Raw genomic sequence first — 7,558 nt, 5'->3', positions numbered from 1 at the left:
CTGCCCTTGCCGCCGCGCAGAACCAGAGCGCCCTCGCCGGTGCCGCGGGCGCTGCAACCGGCGAACTGATCGGCATCATCGCCACGCAGATGTACGGCAAAACGGTCAGCGAGCTGGACGAAACGCAGAGGCAGACCGTCTCGACGCTGGCAACACTGGCGGCGGGACTGGCGGGTGGGCTGGCCGGTGACAGCAGCGCTTCTGCGGTTTCCGGGGCGCAGGCCGGGAAGACGACGGTGGAGAATAACTATCTTGCCGGTGATATGTTCGCATTGGACAGAAAGATAAAAGCGGCTAAAGACAACGGCGAAGATATTGGACCTATTCTTGAGAACGCGCGTAAAAAAGCAGAAAAAGAGAGAGAAGGACAGATTACAGCATGCCTTGAGAACCCTGATATATGTGGATTTGGTCGTGATGTCGCGAATGATGCTTACAACGAGTACCTTGAAAAGGGTTTCTTACAGGGTATAGACCCCGATGTTGTTAAATTTATGCAGCAGGAAACCTCAAAAGATAATGCTGTCATTGATCGGTACACTAGTGAGTTCGGTAAAAACCTGGCTGTTGCTTCTGAAGGTTTATCAATACTTGCAGGTATGGGGACCGGTGTTGCACTCAACGTGTTGAAAACAGGTGGAACAGTCAAAAATCCTACGACTGGCGCTACTGTTACTGTATATCGCGTTGAAGGTACACCTAATACACGTATCCTGATAGGTGATAAGGGTCAGGTAACTATTACCGGAGATACAACCTTGTATCTGAATTTTGGTGATAAAGCTCGTGCACAGGAGTTCTTACAAAAGCGTATCTCACAGAATATGGATGGAGTTACTGTAAAAACCTTTGACGTGCCTGGAACAGTTTTGGAAGACTTAAGACGTTCAGCCGTTAAAGAAAGTGTGGCTAGATTACCAGAAAACAAAGGGAAACCAGTTATTGCAGATCCTACGAAGGCTGGAGACCAGTATGGGATCAGGCCAGAGAAGCTACAAGAACTACAGGATAAAATCCTTCAGGGGTCAGGAAAAGATGTCAATAAACGTTAAGATAGCTGAGCAGATTTTGTTGGAAAGGGAGCGGCTAGTTGAGCCGCCACAACCATCGCAACAAGCGACGGGTGTTGGCATTGCTAGATTTATCGTTTCATGCCAATCCGATGCGTTGTCTGTGTTAGAACTAGCAAAACAAACTTTGTCCATTGTAAATCAGCATTCACTTCAAGAATGGCCATCTATTGATTCCTGGTCAAATCTTCTTCCAAAGAAATTTATAAATGGATTTTTACCAGAATTAACTGATAAAGAAAAAGCAGAATGCCAAAAGCAATGGGAACAACTTACATATGATGAAAAAATTAAAAATGCCGCTCAGGATGAGCAATGGACTTTATCAAGCTGGTTATCCTGGTTAGAACCAGAAGCACGAGAGTGGTTTTGGTGGAATGCACTCTTATTTAATGAGCCGTTAAATAAAAGTCATTTTGTAGTTGAGGTTACGACACTAGATTCACCATTCATGTCTGGTGCATTGAAGTGGTTATTTAAAGCCTGCGGGGCTTTGGATGTAGTGTCTGAGGATGATTTATAGCTGATAGTAACAGGGAATATGAACGAGTTCTTTTAAAAATCAGGTTTTGGAGAATTGACAAAAAGTAGTTCCCAAAAGACAAGTTTCCGGGGCACAGGCCGGGAAGACGACGGTGGAGAATAACTCTCTGGCCGGGGACAGCGCCCGTGAAACGGCGAAGCAGGCCGCTGAATCCCTGAAAAATCAGATCAGGGAAAAATTGGGGGAAGGCACCAGTTCTGCTATCGCAAACGCCATTATCAATGGTCTTGCTGATACCGGCGATACAGCATTAGGTTCAGCAGATTACGTTGCTGATGCGGCCATGGCACTGGCACTGGCACTGGCACTGGCACTGGCACTGGCACTGGCACTGGCATCATGTGCGGTGGGTGACAGCTATTGCAACAAAGCGATGAGCGACCTTGCAGGGAAGAATCAGGCAGTGGCCGATAGTGTTGCTGCCATGATGAATAGTGACACCTGGTCCACTATGAAAGATACGGTAGTACAGGCGACGGAAGGAAATCAGGCGGCGCTGGAAGCGACGGGCGGAATGCTCGCTGCTATGATATTGCCGGGTAAAAAAGTGCCACATGTCCCTAACGCTGGGGCTGTAGGGAATATGAATGAATTCTTTAAGCAGTCTGGTTTTGGTAGCGAGGTTAAAGAGTTATCTAAGAAAACCAGTAAGCAATATCAGGGGCAAAGTGTTTATAAAGCAGATAAATCTATTGGTGATTATATTAAGAAGGGTGACTAGTTTTATCTAGATGCTAAACATAAGGATCATATCGAGGTCTTTGATAGTACTGGGACAAAGGTAAAGGCAGTTCTTAACCTTGATGGTTCGTTTAACGATGCAAAAACTAAGGCAGCCAGAGCTGAAGGTCTAAGGTTACCAAAATGATTGATATCAGTATGTTAGATAAGTTCAAAGATGCTTATCTGGAGTTATTAAAGCAGAAAGCAGAAAAAGAGCTTGATGATAATGATCTTTATTTGGCAGAAGATTACTCAATTATTGAGAGTATTCAGGAAGATATAAGAAAACTTAATTTAACAATCGAGCTATTTTTTAATGCAAAAGAAAATAACGATGAGTTAGCAATACAGGCAGCTTTGCTAAGGATATCGACTTTTTTATCAGGTATATGTGGTGTTTTTGATCAGACAAGAGAAGATATTGATCGATTTACCCTAATCCCAGATACAGCAGATTTCCCTGAGGCTTATAAGATCCCCGAGCATTATAACTATCCGATTAAATAAACGATCCCGGCCTTAGCGCCGGGATCTTACTTTAACCGTCAGGCTCACCCTCAATACCCGTTCCCGCGCGTGTAAACCGGCACATCACCCGTATCGTTCAGCCCCCCCGGAAAGGCCTTGAGCCACTGGTTCACCTTCTGCTGATTGATCTCCTTAACAAACATCCCAATTTTGACTTATCCCCATTGTAAGTAGCCCTGCAAAACGAACCATTCACTTTTTGATATCTAACCTAACGTGTCGTAATGTCCGAGGTGTCCCCTCTTATGGCACAAAGCAGTCTACAGTAACGGCCAGTGGCCGCTATGAGCGAGGAGCGGACATTATTCTGTGTGAATCAATGGAGAGCAAATCACTTTAAAAAACTGGCCTGCTTTCTTTTCATGCATTAAAGTGATTGTAATTATTTGCTTTGATGTTTTTAACTCACTGATTCTTTAGATAAAAGAGGGATGGGGCATGGCTGAGAAATCTTTCAATGTTGAGGTTCAGATTGATTATCTAGATAAGGTTTCTAAATCATCTGCATTGCAGGCAGTCGCCGAATTGGTATGGAACGCTTTGGACGCTGATGCGGACAATGTCTATGTAGATTTGGTGGTTTCTGAATTAGGACTCTCTCAAATATTAATCAAAGATGATGGGAATGGTATTCCTTATGAGAGTGCTGAGAAGCTATTTAGCTCGCTTGGTGGATCATGGAAAAAAGACAAAATTTTTTCTGAAAGATCTCGATTTTTACATGGTAAGGAAGGACAGGGAAGGTTTAAAGCATTTTCTATAGGACGATTTGTTGAATGGAATACGACTTATTTCTTAGGCGATATTCTATATGAATACAAAATAAAAGGAACGGCAGATAATAAAAAAACAATCTCAGTTTCGGAGAGGATAGAATCAGATGAGGTTAACTCAGGCACGACAGTGTCTATATTTGAGATGCTTAAAAGCTTTACATCATTAACGCCTGAAAAGTTATCTGAATTCTTATCTGCCACACTTGCTTTGTATTTAAGTAAATATCCAGCAGTGAAGGTTTTTGTAAATAAAGAGCAGTTCGACCCAACTTCACAAATTTCATTCGATACAACCTATAAATTAGACGATGCTTTTTATTATAATGAATTTCACCCATACGAACTTCAAATTATTGAATGGAAGTCAGTTAAGGATAATGAGATTTTTTTGTGCGACAAAGAAGGCTTTCCATTAATTAGTCATGAAAAGAAAGTTCGCGGAACAAGCGCATATTCATATTCTATTTATTTAAAATCCTCGCATTTGACTGAACTTTCTCATGCGGGCGTCATATCTCTAATGGAGTTAGAACCATCTTTAAAACCAGTATTACATCAGGCTGAATGCTTGATAAAAGAACACTTTAATAAAAGAGAGCACGAAAAATCTAGAGAGTTGATTGATAAATGGAAAAGTGAAGGTGTGTATCCATACAATGGAAAAGCTGTAAATATTGTGGAGGAGGCTGAAAGGAAAGTCTTCGACATTATGGCTCTGAATGTTATTCAATACATACCGCAATTTGATAATGGAGATTTTAAATTAAAAAAATTCCAGTTTAAGCTACTGAAGCAAATAGTCGGAAGTTGTCCTGATGATTTAAGAACCATACTCGAAGAGGTTCTTTCACTACCCAGTGAAAAACAAAATGAACTTGCTGAAATATTAAAGGACGCATCACTGTCAGCAGTAATCGGTGTTTCGAAAATTATATCTGACAGATTAAAGTTTATCTCTGGCCTTGAAAATGTATTGTTTAATAAAAGCACCCGAAAGATTTTCAAAGAAAGAAGCCAGTTGCATAAAATAATGGCAGATAATACATGGTTTTTTGGTGAGTCGTTTACCTTGAGTGTGAGTGACAAATCATTGACAGAAGTGTTAAGGTCACATTTAAGAACCATCGGTATTAATACGCCAGTCGATGAGAAAGTTACAAGAATCGATGGGCGTGTAGGCATTGTTGACTTAATGTTGACTAAGAGCATTGGCAAGAATTATCCCGACGAACGTGAACATATTGTTATCGAATTAAAGGCGCCTAGTGTTAATATCGGGCAGGCAGAAATTGAACAAGTAAAATCATATGCGTATGCGGTTGCAGAAGATGAAAGATTTAATGGTTTAAAAACCAAGTGGAATTTTTGGGTAATATCAAACGATCTGACAACTTATGCTCGCAGGGAATTAAAACAAACAAACCTGCCTGACGGTGCTATCTATCAAGCCGAAGAGATGACAATTTGGATAAAAACATGGTCGCAACTTATACAGGAAAACAAGCATCGATTGGGATTTCTCAGAGATCAGCTCAATCTTTCTTATGACCGTGAAGATGGTTTACAGTTTTTAAAGAAAAAGTATGCTGAGTATACAGAAGGTGTCGTATTCGATAATGAGCCTCAAGATATCGGTATAGAACAATAGTAAGCTCACCAGTCACTTCTGGAGAGTAGATTGATGGATAATTGTCTTATCATTGATGTGATAAATGCCTAAAAGGCCTCTGAATAGGAAAGAACGGCTCACGCACCTATGCTGTATTGGCAATGTGCGACATTCTGACCTGATCCATAAATATGGATTATGTAAGGTCCGCTCCTGGCACACAGCAGTCATTACTCTCATTCGTGACACTCCTTTTAAACTGCCCCGGAGGACGGATCGTTTTGACTAAATGCACTATCCATTATCCTCTGCCATTCACTAAGAGCATATGTTACGGGCTTAGCGACTGTCAGGCCGAAAATCAGCGTGAGGTAATACAAAAGCGGTTACCAAACGTATTGAAAGCCTGCCAGGATGCAAAAGATGCTGTTCCGGCAGGCTATCAAAACGGTCTTAAAACAGAGCGCTGCACTGTAGTTGAAAGTAATTCATGCAGTATAGACGTCTATCGTTGGTGTTATTTCTTACAATGAGTTTCCCATTCCTTGACGGCGAATGTGTCCATCATGCCTGAAATGTAGTCAACCACAGCCCGCGCTTTTTTGGTTTTTAACTCATTCGGCTCTGTTTCAGATAACGAAGACTTGAGCTCAGGTGACAGAAACTTATAGTTGTCACCGGCATTATAAAACGCATATAAATCACTGATGATCTTATTTCCTTCAAACTCGTAAGTCAGTATGTTTCTTTTGCGCATGATGACTCTGAAGAGCAGCTTTTTGAGACCTTCAGCAAGTTCCTGTAACGTTTTGTACCCAAGCTCTTCATAACCATTTTTACTTTCAACGACGCCAATATCCATGACCAAGCGGTTAACGATATTGGACGTCAGCTCTTTTCGAAAAATTATGGCAAATTCTTCTGATGACTTCAGTAATGTTGCCTCAGATGCAGTTTTCTTGGACGTACTGACAATCTCATTGAAGTGCTTAAGAGCAACGTTGTAGTCTGGTGACTTGAGAAATTCATACTCAATATCTTCGATAGTCACCATGTTCCTGCTCAACGCATCTTCCAGGTCATGCGCTGCATAGGCGATTTCATCGGCGAGATCCATAATCTGCGCATCAATGGTTTTTTCACCCGCCTTCATGTCTAGTTGCTTATCTTTCAGCAACTGCGTATAGAAGGCATAGTCATCATCATAAATGAATTTATCTGAAGTGGATTTTGTATTTGGATACTTGATGACAGACAATAAGCTGCGGTAGGTGAGATCTAAGCCTGCACAGCGGGCATATTTTTTCTCGAGTTTTCTCAAGATACGAAGCGCTTGGGCATTTCCTTCATATCCGCCGATTGCAGCAGATAAGTTGTTAAGCTTTTTTTCCCCTGAGTGCCCGAATGGAGGGTTCCCAATATCATGGGCCAGTGCTGCCAGCTCAACAACCACGGGGAATTGCAATTTAAGATCTGATGCAATACTGCGTGCTATCTGTGCGACTTCAAGGCTGTGGGTTAAGCGGTTTCGGTTAAATTTCTCAGGATCTACTTCAAAAAGCTGCATTTTCCCCTGAAGCCGGCGGAATGAGGATGAGTAAAGAATTCGGGCATAGTCTCGCTGGTAATCATCTCTGTTTCGGACTTCAGAGCTGATATCAGTATGCTCACGGCTATGTCCCAGCGCATCAATCAGTTTTTGCTCTTGCTTCTTCGCAAAAGCTATTGTTTCGTCATCGTACATATTACATCCTTGCTGTATTTGAAAAATCTCAACAGATAACTTCCCCTCTCTGTTCGAAAAGGGTGGCGGGTGAAGTTGAAATGCATAATGAGTGTTTTACATAATTCTTTATATTTTTATCAACTGCGTTTTGTGCTCTTTTGTATGCGGTCTGCCAAAAGCCCAGCAATTAGCCCTAAGAATCAGTTTTTATCGCCATGTTTTGCGTATACGATTGCCTGATACATCGGTGTAGAACGGGATTTGAGAGATTTTCTATTATTCTGGTGAGCTGCCCTAATTTTGAAAATTTGTTGAGTTAACGATTTCCGCTTTTGGCACAGAGCCGACTGTCAGATTAGGCCCCAATCAGTTCATATGCAGTATCAGATCACCAGGAAGCTACTTCTCCTCCGACAACATATCTACCCTATCCTGTTACGCCAACTATTATCTAACACACTAATAAATAATAAAATACTTCAGAATTAAAGGACCATTTTTCGCTAAACTACGAGTGTGGCAGATCTGCGGATCATGACGAGCGGTAGCCTTGCCTGCTCATCATCGGAGATAGAGCACCAT

At 41.8% G+C, this 7,558-nt stretch carries 6 protein-coding genes; 5 read left to right on the top strand and 1 reads right to left on the bottom strand.

From position 1 onward, the window contains the following. The 5 genes from RTE01_RS26505 to RTE01_RS25995 all read left to right on the top strand — a co-directional run. Nucleotides 1-1,052: VENN motif pre-toxin domain-containing protein (locus RTE01_RS26505; protein WP_255313563.1), on the top strand; the 1,052-nt coding region annotated here is incomplete at its 5' end. After that, nucleotides 1,036-1,593, top strand: coding sequence for a hypothetical protein (locus tag RTE01_RS26015; protein WP_134527636.1), 558 nt, complete (start codon nucleotides 1,036-1,038; stop codon nucleotides 1,591-1,593). The genes RTE01_RS26505 and RTE01_RS26015, both read left to right, overlap by 17 nt. Nucleotides 1,594-1,705: 112 nt before the next feature. Continuing rightward, the gene (locus tag RTE01_RS26010) at nucleotides 1,706-2,335 is read left to right on the top strand and encodes a hypothetical protein (RefSeq protein WP_255313562.1); all 630 of its coding nucleotides are present in this window, start codon (nucleotides 1,706-1,708) and stop codon (nucleotides 2,333-2,335) included. A gap of 143 nt (nucleotides 2,336-2,478) precedes the next feature. Further along, a complete protein-coding gene (locus RTE01_RS26000; RefSeq protein ID WP_134527638.1) occupies nucleotides 2,479-2,844 on the top strand; it encodes a hypothetical protein in 366 nt (121 codons plus the stop codon). 459 nt (nucleotides 2,845-3,303) lie between these two features. Beyond that, nucleotides 3,304-5,289: an ATP-binding protein gene (locus RTE01_RS25995; RefSeq protein ID WP_134527641.1), complete on the top strand. Its 1,986-nt coding sequence runs from the start codon at nucleotides 3,304-3,306 to the stop codon at nucleotides 5,287-5,289. Between the two features lie 478 nt (nucleotides 5,290-5,767). Here RTE01_RS25995 and RTE01_RS25990 read toward each other — a convergent pair whose 3' ends face one another. Further along, nucleotides 5,768-6,994 carry a deoxyguanosinetriphosphate triphosphohydrolase family protein gene (locus tag RTE01_RS25990; RefSeq protein WP_134527644.1) on the bottom strand — a complete coding sequence of 409 codons (1,227 nt, stop codon included), beginning with the start codon at nucleotides 6,992-6,994 and terminating at the stop codon, nucleotides 5,768-5,770. Nucleotides 6,995-7,558 lie beyond the last annotated feature (564 nt).

Source organism: Klebsiella terrigena (genome assembly GCF_006539725.1).
Lineage (GTDB): Bacteria > Pseudomonadota > Gammaproteobacteria > Enterobacterales > Enterobacteriaceae > Klebsiella > Klebsiella terrigena.
This window is presented reverse-complemented; position numbering and strand designations above follow the sequence as displayed.

What these genes read in the sequence shown, in the direction of transcription:
- RTE01_RS25990 (WP_134527644.1), bottom strand. Translation starts at nt 6,994, where the DNA reads ATGTACGATGACGAAACAATAGCTTTTGCGAAGAAGCAAGAGCAAAAA.
- RTE01_RS25995 (WP_134527641.1), top strand. Translation starts at nt 3,304, where the DNA reads ATGGCTGAGAAATCTTTCAATGTTGAGGTTCAGATTGATTATCTAGAT.
- RTE01_RS26000 (WP_134527638.1), top strand. Translation starts at nt 2,479, where the DNA reads ATGATTGATATCAGTATGTTAGATAAGTTCAAAGATGCTTATCTGGAG.
- RTE01_RS26015 (WP_134527636.1), top strand. Translation starts at nt 1,036, where the DNA reads ATGTCAATAAACGTTAAGATAGCTGAGCAGATTTTGTTGGAAAGGGAG.